Source organism: Saccharothrix sp. 6-C, from assembly GCF_016695385.1.
Classification (GTDB): domain Bacteria; phylum Actinomycetota; class Actinomycetes; order Mycobacteriales; family Pseudonocardiaceae; genus Actinosynnema; species Actinosynnema texasense.
In genome coordinates, this window is record NZ_CP064192.1 from 3964356 (window position 1) to 3982947 (window position 18592).

The following is an 18592-nucleotide window of genomic DNA, read 5'->3' on the forward strand; positions in this document are numbered from 1 at the left end:
CGTGACAGACCGGCCGCGGACTCCCGTCCGCGGCCGGTCGTCGTCGGGTCAGGCGATGGTCGCGGGGAACCGGTCCCACACCCGGTGCTCGCCGAGCAGCGTCTGGACCTCGCCGAACACGTCCGCCGGGGTCTCGCCGGCCACGACGCCCAGGTCACCGGCCGAGCACCCGGCCTCCAGCAGGGCCGCCTCGCCGTTGCCCCACACGCCGATCACCTTCGCGTGCCGGTAGCACTCCTGGACCATCAGCACCACGCGCGGGTCGACGGCCGCGCCGGGCGCGCCGGCCTTGTCGTCCCGGGCCGGGATCGCGTCCGGGGCGGGCGGCGGCGCGGCGGCCAGCAGCAACGCGTCGAACTCGATCGAGCGGGCGGTGGAGAACGTCCTCTGCGCCACCAGGCCCTCGTCCAGCTGACCGCCGCGCGCGGCGATGAGCAGCGGCACCATGCCGCCCGCGGTGATCGTCTGGCGCAGGGCGTGCAGGCCGTCCAGGCTCGCCGGGTCGTCCGCGTCGACCACGATGCCGATCAGCCGGCCGTCCGGCGGCCACACCTGCCCGATCTGGGACACCGCCGGGCTGGGCGCCACCTCGGCCGCGGGCTCGGTCGCCTCCGGCGCGGGCAGCCCTAGACCGGCGGCCACCAGGGCGCACAGCTCGGCGTCCACGTTGGCCAGCACGCGCAGCTCACGTTCCTTGATCGCCTGCTCGTAGCACTTGCCCAGCTCGAACGTGAACGCCCGCACCAGGTGCTCCTTCTCCACCGGGCTCAGGCTCCGGTAGAACAGCCGGGGCTGGGTGAAGTGGTCGGCGAACGACGCGGGCGCGCGGCGCTCCTTGACCCCCTCGGCCACCGGCGCCGGGAACTCCACGTACGCGCCGGTCTCCAGGCCCGCCATGAACGGGCAGCCGCCGTCCAGCGTGTTCGGCTTGTACGGCGCCACGCCGCTGTGCACGGCGTGCTGGTGGAACCCGTCGCGCAGCATGTCGTTGACCGGCGCGTGCGGCCGGTTGATCGGGATCTGGTTGAAGTTCGGCCCGCCGAGCCTGCTGAGCTGCGTGTCGATGTAGGAGAACAGGCGCGCGTGCAGCAGCGGGTCGTCGGTCACGTCGATGCCCGGCGGCAGGTGGCCGACGTGGAAGGCGACCTGCTCGGTCTCGGCGAAGTAGTTGGTGGTGTTGCGGTTGAGGGTGAGCATGCCGATCGGCTGGACCGGCGCCAGCTCCTCCGGCACGATCTTGGTCGAGTCGAGCAGGTCGATGCCCTCGAAGGTCTGCTCGGGGGTGTCCGGGAACACCTGGATGCCCAGCTCCCACTGCGGGAACGCGCCGGACTCGATCGCGTCGAACAGGTCCCGCCGGTGGAAGTCCGGGTCGACGCCCGCGATCAGCTGCGCCTCCTCCCACAGCAGCGAGTGCACGCCCAGCTTCGGCTTCCAGTGGAACTTCGCCAGCGACGTCTGCCCCTCCGCGTTGACCAGGCGGAACGTGTGGACGCCGAAACCCTCCATCATCCGGTAGGAGCGCGGTACGCCCCGGTCGGACATGTGCCACATCACGTGGTGGGTGGCCTCGGTGTGGGTGGAGACGAAGTCCCAGAACGTGTCGTGCGCGCTCTGCGCCTGCGGGATCTCCCGGTCCGGGTGCGGCTTGGCGGCGTGGATGATGTCCGGGAACTTGATGCCGTCCTGGATGAAGAACACCGGGATGTTGTTGGCCACCAGGTCGAAGGTGCCCTCCGCGGTGTAGAACTTCGTGGCGAAACCACGGGTGTCACGCACCGTGTCGGCTGAACCCCGTGACCCCACGACCGTGGAGAACCTGGTGAACACCGGGGTGGTCACACCTTCGGCCAGGAAACCCGCCTTGCACACGTTCGTGGCGTTGCCGTAGCCGACGAACACGCCGTGCACGGCGGCGCCTCTGGCGTGCACCACCCGTTCCGGGATGCGTTCGTGGTCGAAGTGGGTGATCTTCTCCCGCAGGTGGTGGTCCTGCAGCAGTGTCGGCCCGCGCGCACCTGCCTTGAGCGAGTGGTCGGTGTCGTACAGGCGCGTGCCCGTCGACGTGGTCAGGTACTCGCCCTGCTGCTCCCGCGCGTCCGCCGGGGCGCCGGTCTCCGCGCCGGTCGCGCTCCGCGTCTGGGGCGACGCCTGGTCCGGTTTGCGCGGCAACGGCCCCTGCGGCTCGTCCGGCGGGTCCAGCGGGGGCGGCGCGCTGCCCGGCGTCCCGGGGACCGGCGGGGTGACCAGGTCGGCGACCTTCTCAGCGGCCTTGTCCAGCGCTTCCTTCACGACCTTGGCCGGTTTGAACGCGTCCACGTGCTCCTCCTCGTCGGCAGTCCCACGCCGACTACCCGGGCTGGCGCGTCCTACACACGGTGACTCTGTGTTGTTCACAGGGCGATGAGGCCCGCTTTGGTCGGCCGGAACCCGCAGCCGTCGAAGTAGAACTGCTCGAGGTGGTCGTCGAAGTCGACGTGCAGCCACTCACAGCCCGCGGCCCGCGCGCCGTCCACGGCCGTGGCGACGAGTTGCCGTCCGACGCCCTGACGGCGTGCGGTGGCCGTGACGAGGGTGTCGAGGATGAAGGCGTGGATCGCACCGTCCCAGGCGACGTTGACGAACCCGATCAGGGCATCGTCGTCGCGCGCCGTGACCCACCCGAGGCGATGCCCGCTGACTTGCGTTGTTCGCCGACCGCGTCGACCTCGGTCTCGGCCTGCTCGAACCGGCCGACGACTGGTCGACCCGCCTGCCACCGGACCTGGTCGGCCGCCGTCGGGCAAGGGCTTCCCCGCGCGGGTGTACTCGTGCGGCGGTGAGCTGCCGGGCGACCGCGGTGCTGGTGAGCGACGCGGCCGGGTGCGCGCGTTCGCCGCCGCGCTGCCCAGCGCGGTCGTGGTGGACGTGGGATTGGCGGGTCCACCGGGCGCCCGCGGGCGTCGCTCGTCGTTGTGGAGGCGAACATGGCTTGGTTCAGCCAGGTCTGCCTGTCCGACCCGGCGCGGGCCCTCGACGTGGTGCTGCGCGCGGCCGGGCCGATCGACGAGGTGGCCCTGTCCGACCGACCGTTCGTGCGGCGGCATCGGACCACGGTCTGACCCCGAACTCCGGACCGCGGACCGATGTCCCCCAACCCACCCGTTGAGATCGTCTACCCCATGACCTACACCTTCCCCGGCCGCGGGCTGGGAGCCGCCGCGCTGATCCTCGGCCCGGTGCTGCTGCTCGCCGGAACGCTGCTGCGCCTGCCGTACCACTACTTCTTCCCCCAGCAGTTGATCGCCGTCACCGAGCAGCCTGCCCGGATGGCGGCGGCGCACACCTTGGTGATCGCCGGGACCGTGCTGCTCGCCCCCGCGGTGCTCTCGTTGGCACACCGGATCGGGCAGACACGTCCGGCGTTGGCCAGCTGGGGCGCCGCGCTGGTGCTCGTGGGCCTGTTCGAACGCACGTTCCACGCGGGCATCGACCAGGCCGCCCACGGCTTGGTCCGACGGGAGGGCGCGACGTTCGCCACCGACCTGGTCAGCCAGTCCTACCAGGACTTACACCTGTTCAGCTTCGTCTCGTTCACCATCCTCCTCGGCTGGCCGGTCCTGGCCTTCGCCGCGTACCGCAGCCGCGTCCTCGGCCCGTTCCGGGCCACCGCCCTGGCCCTGACGTGCCTGCTCCCGTTGGGCGTGCTGAAAGGCACCGAGATCACCTCGGTGATCGCCGTGGCGGCCCTGTGCGCCACCTTCCTCCCCACCGGCCTCCGCCAAGCCTTCGACGGCCCCCGCCCAACCCGCAAATCGGTCCTGCTGACCCTGACCACCCTCCCCACCCTGACCGCCCTGGCCTACGTGAGCACCCTGGGCTGACTGGTCCTGAGAACTCCTGACGTGTGGATGTCGTCGCTGACTTCCCAGCGGATGCGCAGGCGGCGGAACCAGTGCAGCAGCGCGAGGCCATGTCCGGCCCTGCGGCGGGCGATGACCGGCTTGATGTTCCTGGTCCGGAGTTGCCGGCGGCGCCTGTCGTGGTCGTGGGCCCGGTCGGCGAACAGCCGGTCAGATCTGCGCCGTGGTCGTCCCACCCGTCCGCGCACAGGCGGGACGGCGTCGATCAGCGGCATCAGTTTGGGTGATGTCGTTACGGTTCGCGACGGTGAGCATCACGGCCAGGGGCACGCCGCCGCCGTCAGCACCTTCTTGCCCACGCCGAAACCTCTGGTCGCCTTTCCGACGGCTTCGGCGGCTCGTACCGACCGCGGCTCCTGACCACCACCGACGACGTCGTTGCGGTTGCCGCCGGTCAGCAGGACCGTGAGCGGGAGGCCGCCGCCAGCCAGGACTCTGACACCCGAACAAGATCCCGGAAGCGGATCACATCGGCTCCGACGCACGTTCCGCGGCTCGCACCGTGTCGGCTCAGCCGCCGGCCGTCCGCGCCCAGACGACGTCCACCCAGTAGTGGGAGTCTTCAGAGCTCCGGTCGGGGAACCCGCCACCGTAGCGGTACAGGCCGTTGGGGCCGTCGACGCTGCTCGGCAGCGCGGTGAGCGGCTCGAGGTGGGTCCGCCGGCGGCTGAAGTGGCTGAAGTACTCCATGTCGGCGGAGTAGCGGCCGGTCGGGGTCAGGTAGGACACGACGTAGGTGGTGTCCGCCTCGACCGCCACCGGGGTCGCGAACAGGAGGGTCTGCCAGCCGCTCGCGGTCTCGTCGGTGAACGTGCCGGTGGCCAGGCGCTGACCGGTCGAGGTCCACAGGCTGCCGGTGTGCCTGCCGGTGTTGCCGGAACTCTTGTAGAACCGCACACCGCGCACGTAGCCGCTTTGCCCGGCACGCCACTTCACACCCAGTTCCAGGGCGGAACCGTCGGAGAACTCGCGTTCCGCGGGTCGGTCGTCGTTGGTCCACATGCCGCACGGGCAGGTCCGCGCCGATGTGGTGGGCGTGGCCGTGACGGGCGCGGAGAGGTTGAGCGAATCGTCGACCGCGCGCACGCGCAGGCCCGCGGGACCGGACCTGGCCGGGGTGTAGGTGTAGCTCCACGTCCCGCGACCCGGTTGCCACACCGCCGGGTGCCAGGACCCGCCGTCGGTGGAGACCTCCACGCCCGCGACCTGACCGGCCGCGTCGGCGACCGTGCCGGAGAAGCTGTAGGCGGCGCCCACGGTGGAGATGACCGGCACGGTCGTGACCGCCACGACCGGCGGCGCGGTGTCGGTGCTCGCGGTGGCCGCGCTGAGGGCGGGTTGGAGCGTGGCGGGCTGCACGCCCATGTCGGCCAGGAAGTTGACGGTCGCCTGCTGCAGTCGGACGTCGGAGGTCGGCGTGTTGGTCAGGTAGGCGTGCTCGTCGTCCACGCCCCACGCCCACTGGACGGTGCCCGCGCCGAACACCAGCGACCCGCCGGGGTGCCGGTAATAGGTGACCGAGTGGGTCGCCGTCCCCGAACCGTAGAGGTCACCGTGGTTCTTCAAGAGGTACGCGCCGTCCAGGGCCACGGTCGTCGACGACATCTTCGCCACGCCGTCGGGTTGGAACCCGTTGTCCGGCACCGTGTTCCACTCGTAGCCCAGGGTGCCCGGCTGGAAGGAATGGGTGCTGCCGGCAACCATCTGCTGGAGGTCGGTGTGCCGCCACAGCCGCATCCTGCCGTACGCGGCGGGCACCTGGAGCCGGTCGGTGCGGCGGCCGTTGACCATGAACAAGCTGCCCAACAAGGCGTTCTCGGGTCGCCCGCCGTCCTGGGGCGGGCTGCGGCGCGGGTCGCGCCAGGTACCGGTCCAGTCGTCCAGGCCGTCGTTCTGCGTGCCCTTGGTCTCCTTGTAGCAGGCCAGTGTGCGCCAGTCGGTGGCGGAGGAGTCGATGGACTTCTCCCACCGGGTCTTCCAGAAGATCTCGTTGCCGGTCAGGAACGCCAGGTGCACGCCCGCGTCCCGGGCCGCCTCCACGTTGGCGCGCTGCTCGTTGGACCAGTACTCGTCGTGGCCGACGGCCATGAACACCTGGTGGTTCCTGATCAGGTGGCCGCGCCGGGCCGAGTCGACGTCCGTGGTGTAGCTGAGGTCGTACCCGTTGCGCTCCAGGAAGCGCAGCATCGGGTACTCGGCGTTGAAGATGAAGTTGTCCTCGCCGTCGCCGCCGGTGTACGGGCGGTTGTAGCTGACCTTGTAGGCCTGCCCGCCCTGGCCGGGGCCGTCGCCGAAGTACAGGCTGTTGCCGCCGTAGCGGTTGTAGGCCACCCAGGTCGAGTCGGAGGTCTGGAACAGGATCTTCGAGGTGCTGGTGTCGTCGCGCACCACGAACACGATCTCGTTCATCGCGCCGTTGTCGTCGCGCCGCAGCCGCGCGTAGTAGATGCCCGACACCGCGTCGAGCGGCACGTCCCAGCTCACCGACACCGCCCAGTTACCGCAGTCGATCAACGCGCTGCCGTCCGTGCCGTGCAGGCACGCCGGCTGGGTCGAGGCGCCGCTGTGCGAGGTCGAGCCGATCAACCGCGCCCCGGCACCCCCGTACCAGCCGAGCCGGTGGACGTCCACGTGGTAGGCCGTCGCGCTGGTCTTGACCTTGAAGTCGACCCGGCTGCCGGGGGTGGCGCTGATGTCCGTGGTGAAACCGACGATGGACGGGTCGCGGTAGCTCACCTGCCAGTCCGATGTGCCCGCCTTGGTGTTCTCGCAGGCCACCTCGTTGACCACCGGCGCGTCGCACAGCGCTGTCGCGGCGGGCTGCGCGTGCACGGGCCACGGTCGGGCGTCGCCGACCGCCACGATGGATGCTGCCGCCAGCACGAGCACCACGAGGGCGTGCATCGACGACAGCCGGGATCTGCGAGGTCTTTCCTGTTGTGCCGACACGACTCCCCCGAGAAAAGAATGAGCCCCCGAATACCGACAGATGCGTGACGCGGGTGACACCGAACGACGCGGCCGACCTGAAAACGTCCGAGCAACCTATCAGGCCAGGTCGGACCTGGGACAACGTCCTCACCCGTTCGGTCGCCCCGACCACCGCGCAAAGACCGCCCTTGCCATCGACAATCGACCTTATGGGCGCACCCAGGCAGCCCTGGAGCACTTCGGAGTTCAGCCGCTCGAAATAGCCTTTCCGGCTGAACGGCGCTCGTTTTGCCCGGACACCCGAAGTCGAGCCGGGCGCGTCGGGGTGCATCGGGTTAGGAGCCGAACGCGGCGCTGGAGCCCGCGCACGCGTCCCAGCAGACGGGTGGGCGCAGATCATGGCATGGCGGCCGGTCACGGACGGCACGTGCCGAGGCGGGACGGCGCTTGGAGGTGAAGAAGATCGTCGTGGCGGTCGATGTAATCGATCACCGTCTTGTCGGCACGATCGAGTGCCGCGGTCTCCGCGGAGGCAACGCGGCCCTTCCGACCCGGTGATCGGTTCAGAATGAGCTGACGAGCCGAATCCCGCGCCGGGCGGAATATTCGCACGTTCCCGTCGATCTGGAATGAACACGTCGGGTAAAGCGTGACCACCTCGGCCATCACTCTTACGGACTCTGACAACAAGAGTGCCGCTGCGTAGCCTGTGCGTTGTCGCGATGACGGAATGCGGGGGATTTCCTGACATGGGCCGTGCTCTGGTCACCCTGGTCAACCCGAACAAGATTCGGCCGACCATCACGCCATACGCGCTCGATATCCTGACGACGTCCCTGGAGGAATCGGGGTTCGACGTCGAGGTGGTCGACCTGAACTTCCACCGGGACGAGTGGCGGGCGGCGCTGGCCGGGTACTTCGACCGCCGCCGCCCCTTGCTGGTCGGCGTGACCGTGCGGAACACCGACACGATCTACCCGCAGGAGCAGAAGGTGTTCGTCGGCGAGCACCGCGAGATCATCACCGAGATCCGGCGCCTCACCTCCGCGCCGCTGGTGGTCGGCGGTGTCGGGTTCTCGTCGATGCCCTTCGCGCTCGTCGACTACTTCGGCGTGGACTACGGGGTGAAGGGGCCGGGCGAGCTGATCATCTGCCGGCTCGCGGACGCGCTGCTCACCGGCGGCTCGCCGCGGGACGTGCCCGGCCTGATCGTCAACGAGGGCGGCGGCGCGGTCACTCGCGTGCCGGTGTCCGCGGAGCTGCCGACGTCCCCGCTCGCCCACGCCGGGCACGGGGAGAGCCGTGCCTGGCAGGCGAACCGCGGCACCGCCTACACCAGGCGGTCGGGCGTCGAGCACAAGGTCGACAACCTGGCCCACTACCACCACGGCGGCCTGGGCAACATCCTCACCAAGAACGGGTGCCCCTTCACCTGCGCGCACTGCGTCGAACCGGACGCCAAGGGCAACGGCTTCGCGCGCCGCGCCGTGACCGCGGTGGTGGACGAGGTCGAGGCGTTGACCGCGCAGGGCGTGCACGACCTGCACACCACCGACAGCGAGTTCAACCTGTCGATCGCCAACAGCAAGGCGGTCCTGCGCGAGATCGCGCGCCGCAAGGACACCGACTCCTCGTCGCCGTTGCACTCGCTGCGCCTGTGGATCTACTCGCAGCCCGCGCCCTTCGACGAGGAGTTCGCCGACCTGCTGGTCGCGGCCGGCTGCCGCGGTGTCAACGTCGCGCCCGACCACGTCCGGGAGGACCTGCTCAGCGGCTGGAAGGTCACCGCCAAGGGCACCAGGTACTACACGTTCGACGACACCGTGCGCGTCGTCGAACTGGCCCGTGAACGCGGGATGCTGACCATGGTCGAGGTGTTGCTGGGCATGCCCGGCGAAACCCTCGACACCCTGCGCGAGTGCATCGACCGGATCATGGCGCTGGACGCCACCGTGGCCGGGTTCACCCTGGGGCTGCGCGCCTTCCCGTACTCGCCGCTGGGCATGGACCTGGCCCGGCAGTGCTCGGGCGAGCGCACCGTGCGCGGCCTCCAGTCGAACACCGCCACCGAGCCGATCGTGCTGAAGACGATCGACCAGTGCGCGAGCGTGGTGGAGTACGAGCGCCAGTTCCTGTTCGAGCCCTCCGGCGGCTTCCGGCCGGTGTACTACTTCTCGCCCCAGCTGCCCGAGGACGAGGAGACCCTGTCCCGGCCGGACGGGCGGTGGCTGAACACCCTGCGGTTCATGTGGGACCACATCCCGGAACGGGACTACCCGCGGGTGATGCTGCCGACCGCGCCGGGGTTGAGCAGGCACGACAACAACTACGCCGACAACCCGTTCCTGACGAGCATGGTGCAGCTGGGGTACCGCGGCGCCTTCTGGTCCCGGTGGCGCGACCGCGACTCGATCATCGAGGAGGCCAGGGCCAAGGGCATCGTGGTGCCCGCCGGGGCCTGAGCCCGCTCACTCCAACGCGACCCGCACGCCCAGCGCGACCAGCGTGGCACCGAGCAGGGCTTCCTGCGCCTGCCGCGCCCGCGGCGAATCCAGCCACCGCCGCGCCCGACCGAGGCCCACCGCGACCAGCCCCAGCCCGGCGAGGCTGAACAGGACGGCGATCACGGCCAGGCCGACCGCGACCGGCACCGCCCGGCCCGACTCGTCGACGGGCACGAACTGCGGCAGGGCGGCCAGGAAGAACAGCGTGGCCTTGGGGTTGGTGAGGTTCGTCATCAGCCCCTGGACGACGGGGGCGTGCCGACCCCACCGCCCGCCTTCCTGCTCCGGCCCGGGAGCGGGCGCGACCGGCCTGCGCGCCACCCACAGCGACCGCAGCCCCAGCAGCACGAGGAACACCGCGCCACCCCACCGGACCACGTCGAAGGCGAACTGGCTGCGCAGCAGCAACCCGGCCAGCCCGATCGCGACGACGAACGCGTGCACGAACAACCCCGCCGCACAGCCCACTGCCGTCCACAGTCCCGCGCGCGTGCCACCCCGCAGTGCGTTGCGCACCACGACGGCCGTGTCCAACCCCGGCGTCACGGTGATCAGCAGGCACAACCCGAGGTAGGACAGGAGCCCTGACGTCATACACCCATCCTTACTCCCCCGGAGCGACCCCGGCCACGCAGCGCCGAGGGAGCCTTGAGGGAGCGGACGCACGGGCCCGGCGGGCGGTTCTAGTGGTCGTGGGAGCCGGAGAGGAAGTCCGCGTCCTCGAAGTCCCGGATCAGGAACGTGCCGTCGTCCGGGTCGACCAGCACCGTCAGCCTGCTGCCGGGCTTGGTGCCCGGGCCGGGTTGGGTGGTGACGGTCGTCTCGAACGGCGGGGTCCCGGGGCCGCTGATCCGCACGGTGAGGATCATGTTCGTCACCTCGCCGCCGTCGTTCTCGGCCGTGAGGACCTCGCCCGTCGCGGGCAGGCCGATGGCTTCGAGGCGCAGCAGCCGGTTCCGGGCCCGGGTGGTGGCGCGCCACGCGCCGATCCCGATCGGCACCAGGAACAGCGACAGCACACCACCCACGTACAGCTGCGCCGAATCGGCGCCGCCGTCGACGTAGCCGAACGCGGCGATCACCGGGCCGGTGGCCAGGATGACCGCGCTGATCAGTCGCCACAGCGGGTTCGAGCCGCGGCCGACCGGGTTCACCTCGACGAAACCCGGTCCGGACATGACCGAACGCTACAACGTGAGCCCGCCCGGGGACGAGGTCCACCGGGAGGACTGGTGCGAGAGGGATCAGGTGGTGGGGAGGGCGAAGCGGCGGGCGTCGCCCGGTGTGCGGACCACCAGTGCCTCGGCCAGCGTCGGGCACGGCGTGATCTCCTGGTCCAGGCCGCTGATCTCGAACGGTCGCAGGACGTGGCGGTGGCCGGCGACCACGCGCAGTTGCACGCCTGCCGCCTTGGCCGCCAGGTGCCCGCGGTGCAGTTCGTTCAGGCCCGCGGCGGCGAAGAAGTCCACTTCGCTGAGGTCCACCACCACCGGGGCGGGCGGGGTGGCCAACGCCAGGCCGACCGCGATCTCGTGTTTCAGCTCGCTGACGGTCAGCGCGTCGACCTCGCCGGCGACGCGGACCACGACGGCATAGCCGTGGACTTGGCGGTCCACCCTGAACGAGTGGCCGAAAGGTTCGGTTATCACGGTCCGCAGCCTCCTCGGGGGTGAAGAAGGCAGTGGCTCTGACTCAACCCGCTGCGTCACCCGACCGTACTCGCCACTTCTCAAATGCGCAGCTCAAAGGCACACTGATGACCAAGCCGCCGCTCCGGAGCAGTGCAGGCCGCGCGCCGGAGCGCACGGTCCCGGACGCCTCGGGAACCGCTCGATCGGGTGACGAGAACGGGCTACGCCGCCGAAGCGGTGATCTTGGCGAACACCGCGACCGGCCACCGCTCCGGGTGCACGGCGACCCGACGGACGTCGGCGAGGCCCGTCCCCTGCTGACGCCGCCGAGCGACAGCCGGTGACCGACAGCCGGTGACCGACAATGTGACCATGGCGCACATCGGAAGCGTGGTCCTGAAGGTCGCGGATGCCCGCCGGGCGGCGGAGTTCTGGACCCGGGCCCTCGGCTACGAGCTGGTCAACGGCCCGATCGGCGACGAGAGCCCGGTCCTGGCCCCGAAGGACGGCAACGGGCCGACCATCACGCTGGACGAGGACGACCGGACCCACCTCGACCTGCACGTCACCGGCGAGGCGGCGCTGCGGGCCGAGGTCGAGCGGCTGGTCGGGCTCGGCGCCGTGCGCGTGCCGTGGACCTACCCGCCGGGAGCCGGTTTCGTGGTGCTGGCCGACACCGAGGGCACCGTGTTCTGCGTGGTGGACACCGGGCAGAACTGACGACCGGACCTCAGTCGGTGGTGGTCAGGCGCTCGAAGTGCTCCTTCTGGGACGGGTAGTAGTCGTCGAAGCGGGGCAGCGGCGCGCCGGCGCGGGAGGCGATCAGCATGTCGAGGTAGTACTCCCACCCCGGGCCGACCTCGCCGATCCCCTCCTCGGTCGACAGGTGGTGCACCAGGCGCAGCTCGGTCACACCGTCCACTTCGGACAGCAGCAGCTCCAGCCGCCACGTGCCCGCCTCGTCCACCATCGACAGCGCCAGCCGCCGGGGCGGGTCGCAGGCGTCGACGCGGACCTCCATCCACGGCTCCTGCTCCTCGAACACCATCTGCACCTTCACCGTGCGCCCCGGCGCGGCGTCGCCCTCCCACGGGCCGAACCACCGGGCGGTGCGCTCGGGTTCGGTCAGGCTCGCCCACACGTCGTCGGCGAGCGCGCGGAACGTCCGGGTGATCACCAGGTCGCTGCCCGCGTCGGTGCGGAACAGCCGGCCGGTGGGGGTCGGGCTCATGCGGTGTGCTCCTTCGAGTCGTCGGCAGGGGATTCGTCGGTGGACGGCCGGTCGGCGGGCGGGCCGTCCGCACGGGGTCGCGCGGCGCGGCGTTCGCGCCGGGCGCGGTGGACCTCGGTGTCCAGCGCGTCGAGGTGGTGCGCCCACCCCGAGGGCCGGTCGGGCACGTCGAACCCCGCCAGCCACCGCGAGAGCGGTGTCAGGCGAGAGGCGTCCAGCACGTAGAACCGCTGCCTGCCCACCAGTTCGTCGCGCACCAGCCCGCTCTCCCGCAGCACCCGCAGGTGCCTGCTCACCGCCGGGCGGCTGATCGCGAACCGCTCGGCGATCTGCCCGGCCGACAACCGCGCCTCGGCGCGCAGCATCTCCAGGATCGACCGCCGCACGGGATCGGCGATCGCGCCCGCCACCTCGTCCACCGCAGAAGCGTAACCACTGGGTTACACGTTAGGCAATGCCCTCGAGGAACGCGACCAACGCCCGCCGGTACGGCTCGACGGTGCCCAGGTCGGCGTGCTCGTCCGGTCCGTGCTGCCCGTCGCCGCCGACGCCGAAGATCACCGCGTCGATGCCGCGCTGGAAGTAGAACCGCGAGTCGGCCGCGCCGTGCTTGCGCAACAGGTCGCCCGAGTACCCCTGGGTCCGGGCGGCGCGTCGCAGCGCCACCAGGTCCGGCCCGTCCGGGTCGGCCCGGTGCGGCGGTTCGAAGCGGTCGACGGAGGCCGTGACGCCGGGCGGGCACAGCGCGGTGAAGTGGGCGGCGACCTCCTCCGGCGTGCGGCCGGTGAAGTCGGCGTCCTCGGGCGGGAACCGGACGTCCAGCCACGCGGTCGCGTCCGCGGGCACCTGGTTGAGCGCCTCGTTCTCCGACGAGATCCGGGCGACGTTCACCGTGGTCCGCCACTCCTCCTCCCCCGCCACCGGGTACGCGGCGAGCACACCGTCCACCGCGCGCACCACCTTCACCAACGCGTTGTCGCCGAGCCACTGGTACGCGCTGTGCGCCGCACGTCCCACCGCGTGCAGCCGCACGGTGGCGAGCCCTTTCGACTCGGCCACGACGCGCAGCGCGCTGTGCTCGCCGATCACCACGAACGACCCCGTCACTCCCTGCTCCAACTGGTGCAGCGTGCCGTCCCGCCCGCCGACCTCCTCGTCGGTCACGAGCTGCAACCCGATCGGGTACGGCAGCCGGCCCGCCAGGTCCCGGAACACCGACGCCAGCACCAGCGCGGACAGCTTCATGTCCTGCGCGCCGCGGCCGATGAGCCGGTCGCCGTCGCGGCGTGGCCGGAACTGCTCGTCCGTGCCCGGCACCACGTCCAGGTGCGCGTTGAAGATCACCCGGAAGTGCGGTCGCCGTTCGCCCGCGTAGACGAGCGCGCTCGGTTTGCCGCCCGACTCGAACCGCTCCACGGTGAAGTCGGGTCCGACCACGTCCAGCACGAAGTCCAACGCCCGGCGCAGGTCGGCCGGGCGGTCGGCCGTCGACCGGATGCGCAGCAGCTGTTCGGTCAGCGGTAGCAGGTCCATCCCGCCATCGTGCCCCCGACCGCACGGGTCGGCACCGGTCACGGCGCCTCCGGGATCGCCTGCTCCGCACCGTCCACAGCGGACGGACACCGCGGTCGGGCGCGCAGCTCCAGGACCGCCACCACCAGGGCCAGCGCCACGGCCAGCGTCGCGCCGCCGACCGCGACCGACGCCGCGACCGGGAAGTCCCGCCCGGACGCGGTCAGCACCAGGTAGAACACGCCGGTCAACGCCGCCGTGCCGATCGCCGAGCCGATGCGCTGCCCGGTCTGCAGCGCCCCACCGGCCGCACCCGCCATCGACACCGGCACGTGCCGCAACGTCAGCGTGGTGTTCGGCGAGATCACCCAGCCGCCGCCGACGCCCGCCACCAGCAACGCGGGCGCGACCGCCCACCCCGCCACGTGCGGCGGTGCGAAGCGCAGCACCACCGCGGTCACCGCGAGACCGGCCACGACCATGGACAACCCGGTGACGGTCAGCTTGCGGCCCCACTTCTCGACCATCCGCCCGCCGGCCACCGCGGACGCCGCCGACCCCACCGCGAACGGCGTCACGGCCAGGCCCGACTCGAGCGGCGTGTAGCCGAGGCCGAGCTGGTAGTACAGCGCGAACACCAGCCAGATCCCGGCGAACCCGACGAAGTACACCATCCCCAGCAACGCGCCCGTGCTGTAACCGGGCGTGCCGGTGAACAGGCCGATGTCCAGCATCGGGCTGCGGCCGCGGGCGGCGACCTGCCGCTCCCACCGCACGAACAGCACCAGCAGCGCCGCGCCGATCCCGAACAGCCACCACAGGTGCGCCAGCCCGCCCGCCTCGGCCAGCACCAGCGGCAGCATCACGGCCAGCACACCGGTGCCGAGCAGGGCCGCGCCGACCAGGTCCAGGTGGCCGCGTGGCCCGCCGCGGGCCCGGGGCAGCAGTCGGGCCGCGAGCACCAGCGCGACCACGCCGATCGGCACGTTGACGTAGAAGATCCACCGCCAGCCCTCGTCCTCGCCGGCCGCGGCCAGGATGAGGCCGCCGACCACCGGGCCGACGGCCGTGGACACGCCGACCGTGGAGCCGAAGAACCCGAACGCCCGGCCGCGTTCCGCGCCCCGGAACAGCTGCTGGATCAACGCCGAGTTCTGCGGCGCCAGCGCGCCCGCCGAGATGCCCTGGGCGAGCCGTGCCGCGATCAGCACCTCGGTGCTCGGCGCGAGCCCTGCCAGCGCGCTGAACAGCACGAACGCGCCGAGGGCGACCAGGAACATGGTCCGTCGCCCGATCGCGTCGCCCAGGCGTCCGGCCGGGACCAGGGTCAGGCCGAACGCCAGCGCGTAGCCCGAGACGACCCACTGCACCCCCGCCGGCGTGGTGCCGAGGCCGTGCTGGATGGACGGCAGGGCGACGGACACGATGCTCACGTCGAGCAGGCTCATGAACCCGGCGACGAGCGTGACGGTGAACGCCTTCCACCGCCGCGGGTCCGGCTCGCACGCGCTGGTCACCCGCTATTCCTACCTGCCGGCGCGATCACCCGCACGCCCACGACGTGTGGCCTGGTGCGGAGTGGATACCCCTTCGGCATGGACGTGGAGCCGAACCGACTGTCGGACGTGGACCTGCGCGGATTCGTGCTGGACCGGCTGGACGAGGACGCCGAGCGGTTGGCGCGCGAGGAGCTGCCGCTGCTGGACGAGGCCGAGCGCCGGGGACGGCTGGCGATCCTGCGGTCCGACGACGGCCGCGAGCTGCTCATCGTGCCCGGTGAGGCGCGCACCGCCGACGAGCGCGTGCCCGTCCCGTTCGAGGAGAAGGCGCAGTGGCTGCGCAAGGAGGTCGAGGGCGGGTCGGACCGGTCCGTGCTCCTGCTGCTGGCCTCCGCCTACGACACCCACCACGGCTGGCAGGAGGAGTGGCGGACGTGACCGGTCCCGGTCACCGGGACGACGACCTGCCCCCGCGGGCGCCGCCGCGCAGCGCGTTGACGCTGCGGTTGTGGCTGGCCGGGTTCGGTGTCGTGTTCAACGGCGTGGCCGCCGTGCTGTGCGTGCGCGCGGGCCTCACGTGGCTGGCGGTGCTGCTCGCCGTGATCGTGGTCGCCCTGGTCGTCGACTTCGGCTGGGTGGTGCACCGCAAGCGGCGCGGCGACCCGGGCTGATCCCGGTCTCAGCGCGTCATGGCGGGCTGCGACGCGCGCGGCGCGGGCACGTCGTGGTGGCGGCTGATGTTCTCCTTCAGCAGGTCCTGCGACTCGGCGACGGTGATCGAGTCGTCCGGCAGCACGCCGTCGCGGTCCTTCAGCCGCACCATCGCCTCCTCGATGGCCGCGTGCGCGGCGAACAGGCACGGCGTGCTGTAGATCGCCACGTCGACGCCCAGCTCCGTCAGCTCGCCGAGCGACAACTGGGGCGACCGGCCGCCCGCGATCTGGTTGAACAGCAGCGCCTTGTCGCCGACCGCCCGCCGGACCCGGTGGATCACGTCGGTCGAGGGCATCCCCTCGACCAGGACCACGTCGGCGTCCGTCCCGGCGAACGCGGCGGCCCGGCGCAGCATCTCGGCCTCGTCGGTGGCGTCGGTGCGCGCCACGACGACCAGGTCGGTCCTGGTCCGCAGCACGAGGTCCAGCTTCTCCAGGTACTGCTCCAGCGGCAGCACCCGCTTGCCCTCGACGTGCCCGCACCGGCGGGGCCGCTGCTGGTCCTCCAGGATCACGCCGGACGCGCCGACCTGCTCCAGGGCGCGGACCACCTGGCAGGCCACCTCCGGGTCGGTGTACCCGTCGTCGATGTCGACCAGCAGGTGCTTGGTCGGCAGCGCCAGGCGCATCCGCTGCACGAACCCGACCACGTCCGGCCAGGCGATGAAGCCGACGTCGGGCAGGCCGTAGTGCGACGCGGAGAAGCCGAAGCCGGAGACGAACAGCCCGTCGTAGTGCCGGGCCGCGATCGACGCCGACACCATGTCGAACACGCCGATCAGCGGGGTCGTCCCGGGAGCCGCGACCGCCTCGCGCAGTGCCTTGCCGTAAGCCATGCGACGAACCGTAGGGGTGGCGCCGAACGCGGTCGAGGTATCGGAAGGATGAGATCCACATCGATCACGCGGAGCGGCTCTCGGCCGTCAGGCCCCGGTAGCGGTGGGCGACGCCGGGGAGCAGGTACTCGGCCAGGACGTTGCCCGTGCGGCGGGACGGCAGGCCGAGGTCGTGCAGGAGCTCGTCCGCGGCGTGGAGGTCGTAGGGGCCGAAGTCGTAGCCGCCGGTGCACGCCCCGACCGCGCTGACCCCGGCGGCGAGCGGGCCTCGGCGAACGGCCCGCACGTGACCGCACGGCATCACGCCGGCGTGGGCCGGGTGGAAGGGCGGCGGTCGCGCCGGCCGCAGCCGCTTCGGCAGCCGGGCGGACCCGGCGGACGCAGGCCGGGTCGTGGTGGCGGGGCAGGAGCGCGCCGCCCACGACGGCCACGCCTGCGGGGAACGTCCCGGACCGCACTTCGTCGGCGTGCAGCACGGTCCCGGTGAACGACTCGCGGCCGGGCAGGTCGGGCAGGTGAAGGTGGTGGTGGGCGCCGGCGGCGGTGACGTGGTCGAACGTTTCGCCGCCGCCGGGCGACCGGATCTCGCCGACCCGCTCGTACTTGTCGAAGACCGTGAGCCACCTCCTGCCCGGCGCCGACCGGGAACCCGGACGAAGTCAGGACAGGGCGGCCAGCACGTCGTCGGCGGTGACCGGGACCGAGAACATCGGGAAGTCGAAGCGCAACGCGTTGTCGTGCTCCTCCTGGGACGTGGCGGCGACGCAGTCGGTCAGCGTGATGACCCGGTAGCCGTTCTCGTAGCCGGTGCGCATGGTCGACTCGACGCAGCAGTTCGTCAGGAACCCGCCGAGCACGATGGTCTTGATGCCCTTGCTGCGCAGGATGAAGTCGAGGTTCGTGCTGGCGAACGTGTCGAGTCCCCGCTTGCCCTCGATCACGATGTCGCCGTCGCGCGGCGCGAGGTCGTCCACGATCGCCGCGCCCCAGCTGCCCTTGACGAACGCCTTGCCGTCCACGACGCCCTTGAGGATGCCGTACGGGTGGGAGGAGATCTCGTGGTAGCCCTCGGCGAACGTGATGGGCGCGTGCATGACGGTCACCCCGGCCGCACGGGCCGCCTCCGCCAGGGCCACCGTCTTGGGCAGCATGCCGGTGCTGCCCATCACCTCGCTGACCGCGCCGTTCAGCACGCCGCCCTCGCTGGTGAAGTCGTTCTGGTACTCGATCAGCACCAGCGCGGTCGTCTTCGGGTCCAACACCAGCTCGCTCATCGCGTGCTCCTCTGCTCGGCGGCGCTGCGGACCCGATTCAACGGCCCCGACCCTCCGCCCGCAATGCGGCGTCCGGGTGGCGGCGCCCGCCCGCGCCGGCCGGGGAGGAACCCGGGTCGCGGTGCCGGAAATGGTTTGACGGTATGTGCCGCGAATAGTCATCATGGTCGCATCGAACCGAGGAGCGGATATGACGGACACAGGTTGGCGAGGTGCGCGGCGATGCCGTGGCATCGTGTCGGTCGTGGCGTCTTCCGCGACATCGCGCCGACGTCCGCTCTCCCGTGCCGGGAACCCGTGCTCCCCGCCGTGACCTGTTGAAAGGTCCGGTCCAGGGAGCCGCCCGTCGGGGAACCGACCAGGGCGGCTTTCTCTTGCAGACACCCTTCGGAAAAGATTTCGGACGGCCGGGGAAGTCATTATTGGCGACCTCGGTGCGATGACCGCACGATCAGGCCCCCATAGCTCAGCAGGACAGAGCGCGCCGCTACGAACGGCGAGGTCCCAGGTTCGAGTCCTGGTGGGGGCGCCGCTGGAACCCTGTGCCACCGCGCCTCGC

At 71.3% G+C, this 18592-nt stretch carries 21 protein-coding genes and 1 tRNA gene; 7 read left to right on the forward strand and 15 right to left on the reverse strand.

Features of this window, described 5'->3' with window-relative positions; genetic code table 11:
• Positions 1–48: 48 nt before the first annotated feature.
• Complete coding sequence (locus IOD16_RS16970) at positions 49–2319, reverse strand: catalase (RefSeq protein WP_201440830.1); 2271 nt, start codon at positions 2317–2319, stop codon at positions 49–51.
• Between the two features lie 74 nt (positions 2320–2393).
• Positions 2394–2759 (reverse strand): GNAT family N-acetyltransferase, encoded by a 366-nt coding sequence (locus IOD16_RS40345; protein WP_236595046.1) that lies wholly within the window; start codon positions 2757–2759, stop codon positions 2394–2396.
• A gap of 207 nt (positions 2760–2966) precedes the next feature.
• Between IOD16_RS40345 and IOD16_RS41005 the strand changes: the two genes are divergently transcribed.
• A complete protein-coding gene (locus IOD16_RS41005) occupies positions 2967–3101 on the forward strand; it encodes a hypothetical protein (protein ID WP_268957720.1) in 135 nt (44 codons plus the stop codon).
• A 60-nt stretch (positions 3102–3161) separates the two neighbouring features.
• Positions 3162–3863: a hypothetical protein gene (locus tag IOD16_RS16980; RefSeq protein ID WP_201440832.1), complete on the forward strand. Its 702-nt coding sequence runs from the start codon at positions 3162–3164 to the stop codon at positions 3861–3863.
• Here the strand turns inward: IOD16_RS16980 and IOD16_RS40350 are convergent.
• From IOD16_RS40350 to IOD16_RS16990, 3 genes are all read right to left on the reverse strand, one after another.
• The gene (locus IOD16_RS40350; RefSeq protein WP_442978107.1) at positions 3842–4117 is read right to left on the reverse strand and encodes a hypothetical protein; all 276 of its coding nucleotides are present in this window, start codon (positions 4115–4117) and stop codon (positions 3842–3844) included. The genes IOD16_RS16980 and IOD16_RS40350 overlap by 22 nt on opposite strands.
• Before the next feature lie 295 nt (positions 4118–4412).
• Positions 4413–6806: a DUF4082 domain-containing protein gene (locus tag IOD16_RS16985; RefSeq protein WP_201440833.1), complete on the reverse strand. Its 2394-nt coding sequence runs from the start codon at positions 6804–6806 to the stop codon at positions 4413–4415.
• Between the two features lie 441 nt (positions 6807–7247).
• On the reverse strand, positions 7248–7502 hold the full coding sequence (locus IOD16_RS16990; RefSeq protein ID WP_201440834.1) for a hypothetical protein: 255 nt from the start codon (positions 7500–7502) through the stop codon (positions 7248–7250).
• An 80-nt stretch (positions 7503–7582) separates the two neighbouring features.
• Here IOD16_RS16990 and tsrT point away from each other — a divergent pair, with 80 nt between their 5' ends.
• The gene (tsrT, locus tag IOD16_RS16995; RefSeq protein WP_201440835.1) at positions 7583–9295 is read left to right on the forward strand and encodes a tryptophan 2-C-methyltransferase; all 1713 of its coding nucleotides are present in this window, start codon (positions 7583–7585) and stop codon (positions 9293–9295) included.
• Between the two features lie 6 nt (positions 9296–9301).
• Here the strand turns inward: tsrT and IOD16_RS17000 are convergent, their stop codons facing one another.
• The 3 genes from IOD16_RS17000 to IOD16_RS17010 all read right to left on the reverse strand — a co-directional run bounded on the left by IOD16_RS17000 (position 9302) and on the right by IOD16_RS17010 (position 10986).
• Positions 9302–9931, reverse strand: coding sequence for a LysE family translocator (locus IOD16_RS17000; RefSeq protein ID WP_123741648.1), 630 nt, complete (start codon positions 9929–9931; stop codon positions 9302–9304).
• A gap of 89 nt (positions 9932–10020) precedes the next feature.
• Entirely contained in the window at positions 10021–10515 is a 495-nt protein-coding gene (locus IOD16_RS17005; RefSeq protein ID WP_201440836.1) for a hypothetical protein, read from the reverse strand.
• Positions 10516–10581: 66 nt separating this feature from the next.
• Positions 10582–10986 (reverse strand): STAS domain-containing protein, encoded by a 405-nt coding sequence (locus tag IOD16_RS17010; RefSeq protein ID WP_170184932.1) that lies wholly within the window; start codon positions 10984–10986, stop codon positions 10582–10584.
• Positions 10987–11340: 354 nt separating this feature from the next.
• On the opposite strand from IOD16_RS17010, the gene IOD16_RS17015 reads away from it, so the two are divergent.
• Complete coding sequence (locus tag IOD16_RS17015) at positions 11341–11688, forward strand: VOC family protein (protein ID WP_201440838.1); 348 nt, start codon at positions 11341–11343, stop codon at positions 11686–11688.
• A 10-nt stretch (positions 11689–11698) separates the two neighbouring features.
• On the opposite strand, the gene IOD16_RS17020 is transcribed toward IOD16_RS17015, so the two are convergent.
• From IOD16_RS17020 to IOD16_RS17035, 4 genes are read right to left on the reverse strand one after another with little or no spacing between them, the layout of a single operon-like run.
• Positions 11699–12199: an SRPBCC family protein gene (locus IOD16_RS17020; RefSeq protein WP_201440839.1), complete on the reverse strand. Its 501-nt coding sequence runs from the start codon at positions 12197–12199 to the stop codon at positions 11699–11701.
• Positions 12196–12618 (reverse strand): metalloregulator ArsR/SmtB family transcription factor, encoded by a 423-nt coding sequence (locus tag IOD16_RS17025; RefSeq protein ID WP_201440840.1) that lies wholly within the window; start codon positions 12616–12618, stop codon positions 12196–12198. The genes IOD16_RS17020 and IOD16_RS17025 overlap by 4 nt, the downstream gene beginning before the upstream one ends.
• A gap of 28 nt (positions 12619–12646) precedes the next feature.
• Positions 12647–13732, reverse strand: a complete 1086-nt coding sequence (locus tag IOD16_RS17030) for a M20 family metallopeptidase (protein ID WP_201440841.1) — start codon at positions 13730–13732, stop codon at positions 12647–12649.
• Between the two features lie 38 nt (positions 13733–13770).
• Positions 13771–15228 carry an MFS transporter gene (locus IOD16_RS17035; RefSeq protein WP_268957721.1) on the reverse strand — a complete coding sequence of 486 codons (1458 nt, stop codon included), beginning with the start codon at positions 15226–15228 and terminating at the stop codon, positions 13771–13773.
• A 78-nt stretch (positions 15229–15306) separates the two neighbouring features.
• Here IOD16_RS17035 and IOD16_RS17040 point away from each other — a divergent pair, with 78 nt between their 5' ends.
• Both IOD16_RS17040 and IOD16_RS17045 read left to right on the forward strand, forming a co-directional pair.
• Positions 15307–15648 carry a DUF6221 family protein gene (locus IOD16_RS17040; RefSeq protein WP_201440842.1) on the forward strand — a complete coding sequence of 114 codons (342 nt, stop codon included), beginning with the start codon at positions 15307–15309 and terminating at the stop codon, positions 15646–15648.
• Positions 15645–15881, forward strand: coding sequence for a DUF6343 family protein (locus tag IOD16_RS17045; RefSeq protein ID WP_201440843.1), 237 nt, complete (start codon positions 15645–15647; stop codon positions 15879–15881). The genes IOD16_RS17040 and IOD16_RS17045 overlap by 4 nt, the downstream gene beginning before the upstream one ends.
• Positions 15882–15889: 8 nt before the next feature.
• Here IOD16_RS17045 and IOD16_RS17050 read toward each other — a convergent pair whose 3' ends face one another.
• The 3 genes from IOD16_RS17050 to IOD16_RS17060 form a co-directional block, all read right to left on the reverse strand.
• Entirely contained in the window at positions 15890–16759 is an 870-nt protein-coding gene (locus IOD16_RS17050; RefSeq protein ID WP_201440844.1) for an isocitrate lyase/PEP mutase family protein, read from the reverse strand.
• Positions 16760–16823: 64 nt separating this feature from the next.
• Entirely contained in the window at positions 16824–17045 is a 222-nt protein-coding gene (locus IOD16_RS17055; protein ID WP_201440845.1) for a hypothetical protein, read from the reverse strand.
• 373 nt (positions 17046–17418) lie between these two features.
• Positions 17419–18033, reverse strand: coding sequence for a cysteine hydrolase family protein (locus IOD16_RS17060; protein WP_123741659.1), 615 nt, complete (start codon positions 18031–18033; stop codon positions 17419–17421).
• Between the two features lie 455 nt (positions 18034–18488).
• On the opposite strand from IOD16_RS17060, the gene IOD16_RS17065 reads away from it, so the two are divergent.
• A tRNA-Arg gene (locus IOD16_RS17065) sits at positions 18489–18562 on the forward strand.
• Positions 18563–18592 lie beyond the last annotated feature (30 nt).